General features: G+C 63.8%; 5 protein-coding genes and 1 pseudogene. 2 read left to right on the forward strand and 4 right to left on the reverse strand.

The genetic code is table 11. The features are described from left to right. Positions 1–439: 439 nt before the first annotated feature. The 4 genes from NFW05_RS10995 to NFW05_RS11010 are packed head-to-tail and all read right to left on the reverse strand — an operon-like array spanning position 440 to position 2788. Complete coding sequence (locus NFW05_RS10995; protein ID WP_295306389.1) at positions 440–835, reverse strand: hypothetical protein; 396 nt, start codon at positions 833–835, stop codon at positions 440–442. Continuing rightward, the gene (locus NFW05_RS11000) at positions 835–2148 is read right to left on the reverse strand and encodes a recombinase family protein (RefSeq protein WP_295306392.1); all 1314 of its coding nucleotides are present in this window, start codon (positions 2146–2148) and stop codon (positions 835–837) included. The genes NFW05_RS10995 and NFW05_RS11000 overlap by 1 nt, the downstream gene beginning before the upstream one ends. Continuing rightward, complete coding sequence (locus NFW05_RS11005) at positions 2145–2591, reverse strand: DUF2924 domain-containing protein (protein ID WP_295306394.1); 447 nt, start codon at positions 2589–2591, stop codon at positions 2145–2147. Before NFW05_RS11005 ends, NFW05_RS11000 begins: the two co-directional genes overlap by 4 nt. Then, entirely contained in the window at positions 2588–2788 is a 201-nt protein-coding gene (locus NFW05_RS11010; protein ID WP_295306397.1) for a hypothetical protein, read from the reverse strand. The genes NFW05_RS11005 and NFW05_RS11010 overlap by 4 nt, the downstream gene beginning before the upstream one ends. Before the next feature lie 220 nt (positions 2789–3008). Between NFW05_RS11010 and NFW05_RS11015 the strand changes: the two genes are divergently transcribed. Both NFW05_RS11015 and NFW05_RS11020 read left to right on the forward strand, forming a co-directional pair. Continuing rightward, positions 3009–3299, forward strand: a complete 291-nt coding sequence (locus NFW05_RS11015; protein WP_295306400.1) for a type II toxin-antitoxin system RelE/ParE family toxin — start codon at positions 3009–3011, stop codon at positions 3297–3299. After that, positions 3265–3357 (forward strand): annotated as a pseudogene (locus tag NFW05_RS11020) (addiction module antidote protein, HigA family); the annotation flags it as partial. The gene NFW05_RS11015 and the pseudogene NFW05_RS11020, both read left to right, overlap by 35 nt.

Raw genomic sequence — 3357 nt, forward strand, 5'->3', positions numbered from 1 at the left:
AAACCGTTGTACCCTTTACCGGGTACCGTGGGTTCGAATCCCACCCCCTCCGCCAAGTCGTTTGCGCCGTAAGGTCTCCGTCGCCGTCCGCGCCGCCGAAAAACGCCAGGAAACGCGCGCTTTTGGGCGAAAAGCTGTTGACCTCGCAAGCGCCCGGAAGGGCCAAAATCGCTCTCTCTGCGGCCCTTCTCTCCAAAGCTCCTGACTTCGCCCAAACAGTACGGATTTTTAGTGCGTTGATTTAACGCGCCTATTCGGTGTGGGAAATCCGTACTTTTCGAACTTCGCTCGGATGGGCGGCGGAATCTGGAGTCGAACCTTCGCGCTGATATCGTTGGGATTTTTCGGCTGCTCGGTGCGGCGGCGGACACCTTGGAACGCACAGCCTGGCTTCAATTCAGTCTCGGTCAGATGATGGTCGGTTTCGCCGCTAAACTGATTAGGGAAAGCGCTGCTCCCTCCACGCCACCGGGAACGGCCGCATCAGCGCCGCGAGCGTCATCTCTGGCGGCTGCCGCCCATCCAGAATGGCCTCGACGATATTGGGCGCGAGCAGGGTGATCCGGAGCACCCGGCTGACGTAGGAGGCGTTGATCTTCTCGGCGGCGGCGATTTCCTCGACCGTGCCGTACGCCCCCGTCTCCATCAGCTTCCGCCACCGAAACGCCCTCGCCAGCGCCTTGACCATGGCGTTGTCGACCCGCCGGCGTGGCGGCGCCCAGGACGGCGTGCCGTCTGGCGAGATGACCAGCTTTCGTCCGCCGCGCTTCGTGAACGTCATCGGCACGCTCACGGTCAGGGTGCGGCCATCGGCGCTGAGGCGAGACTCGGTCATCAGGCCGCCCTCCGCTCAGGTTTCCCGGCGCGCAGATCGGCGACCAGCGTCTGCAAGCCTTCGACGCGCAGCTGGAGGTCGAGCCGGTCCGGGTGAACATCGACGCGCTCGACAAGGAGCTGGAGAATGCGCGCCTGCTCGGCCGGGAACAGTTCCTCCCAGATCGGATCGAGGCCCAGCAGTGCCTCGCGCACTTCAGTTTCCGAAAGCACCTCGATCTCCGGCCGCGCCGACCGCCAGGTGCCGACAACGATCTCCGGCGACCGCAGCAGGCCGCGCAGCTGGTCGACCACGGCAGCCTCCAATTCGGCGGCCGGCGCCCGGCGCACCACACCCGGCGGCACGTCGGCTTTGAGCTGCCCGGCGGCGACGTAGTAACGGTAAAGCCGGCCGCCCTTGCGTGCATGCGTCGGTGTCATGGCGCGGCCATCGGCGCCGAACACGATGCCCTTCAGCAGGGCCGGCGTCTGCGCGCGGGTATTCGCAGCGCGGCTACGGGGGCTCTGCTGGATAATCGCATGGACCCTGTCCCAAAGGTCTCGGCCAATGATCGCCGCGTGCTCGCCGGGATGGGCGACCCCTTTGTGCACGGCCTCGCCGAGATAAACGCGATTGTTGAGCAGTTTGTAGAGGAAGCCCTTGTCAATCGGCTTGCCGCGCTTGCTGGTCACGCGTTCCTTTGTGAGTTCCCTGACCAGCACGGTGGCCGAGCCGACCTTCAGGAACCGCGCGAAGATCATTCGCACAACGTTGGCCTCGGTTTCGTTGATGACGAGTTTGCGGTCCTTGACGTCATAGCCGAGCGGCGGATGGCCGCCCATCCACATGCCGCGCGCCCGCGAGGCGGCGAACTTGTCGCGGATCCGCTCGCCGATCACCTCGCGTTCGAACTGCGCGAACGACAGCAGGATGTTCAACGTCAGCCGGCCCATCGACGTGGTGGTGTTGAAGGATTGCGTGACGCTGACGAACGTGACGCCGCGACGGTCGAACACTTCGACCAGCTTGGCGAAATCCATCAGCGACCGGCTCAGCCGATCGATCTTGTACACCACGACGACGTCGACCCGGCCGTCCTCGATATCAACGAGCAGCCGTTTCAGCGCCGGCCGCTCCAAGGTGCCGCCGGAGAAACCGCCATCGTCGTAGCGGTCCGGTACCAGGATCCAGCCTTCCGGCTTCTGGCTGGCGACGTACGCCTCGCAGGCCTCGCGCTGCGCGTCGAGGGAGTTGAACTCCATGTCCAGGCCTTCCTCGGTCGACTTCCGGGTGTAGACCGCGCAACGGAGCTTGCGAGTGACAGGCTTCTTCATTTTCCGGCTCCAGAACGGCGAACGCCGAAGAAAACCCACCCATTCCAGCGCGTACCAGCGATCGCGCGGGCGACGGCCGAGAGCGACTTGTAGGGGCGCCCCTGATAATCGTAACCGTCGTCCAGCACAGTCACCGTGTGCTCGACGCCTTGCCACTCGCGGATCAGTTTCGTGCCGGCGATTGGCCGCTCATCGGCGCGCTTGCGGCGCACCTCGATCTTGCCGCCATCCAGATCCTCGCCCAGCGCTTCCAGGCGAGCAATGGTCGCGGGCTTGAGACCGCCATACCGCAGTTCCTGGATCCGGTACGCGAGCCGGCTCTCCAAGAAGCGGCGATTGTAGCGTGGTGGCTCACTGTCGAAGAGATCGCGCCAGAGCTGCTTCAGCTCCGGCGTGGACTTCCCCGGCAGCGCCGCGAGCTGGGCTAATACGCTGTCATTCATGGCTTTTCTCTGCATTTTGGTTTCCGGCCATGACGGCTCTGGCGGGCGGGGATAGCAAGGGAAAGGTCTCCGCGGTCGCGAACGGGATGCACCGCCTGCCGGGCCTTGAGCCTCAAGATTCCGGCGGCGAGGATCGCGGCGATCTCGTCCAAGCGCTCGGCGGCGGTCATCAGGTTCGGATCGAGGGCGTTCTCCACGAGCGCGATTTCCCTGAGATGAGATGGCGCCGAGGATAGCGCGCACGACGGGACGCGCAATGAAGTCAATGAGTTAGCGTAATCGCGCGCATTCGCGCGTAATCCTGCGAACGAGCGAGAGGGGAATTATCCGACGAGAAATGCGCCCTTGGGAACGTCGACTACTGCACCGATTCGCCGGCCTTGCACTATATAACGCACCGCGTTATAGTCAGGTGCGATGATCAGGAGCTTCGCCGATCCCGAGACGGAAACCATCTGGAACGGCCGGCGGAGCCGCAGGCTACCGTCTGATATCCAGGGCATAGCCTTACGCAAGCTGCGCTTGCTGAACCAAGCGAAGGTGCTTGGTGATCTCAGAGTGCCGCCTGGCAACCGGTTGGAAGCGCTGAAGGGCAGCCGTGCCGGTCAACACAGCGTGCGCATCAACGATCAGTGGCGGATCTGTTTTGTCTGGACCGAAGGAGGGCCGAGCGATGTCGAGATCGTCGACTACCATGACGGACGATGAGCGGCTGCCGAACCCGCATCCCGGCGAAATCCTGCTGGAAGACTTCCTGAAGCCGATG

Origin of the sequence: Accumulibacter sp. (genome assembly GCF_023806625.1) — a bacterium.
Taxonomy (GTDB): domain Bacteria; phylum Pseudomonadota; class Gammaproteobacteria; order Burkholderiales; family Rhodocyclaceae; genus Accumulibacter.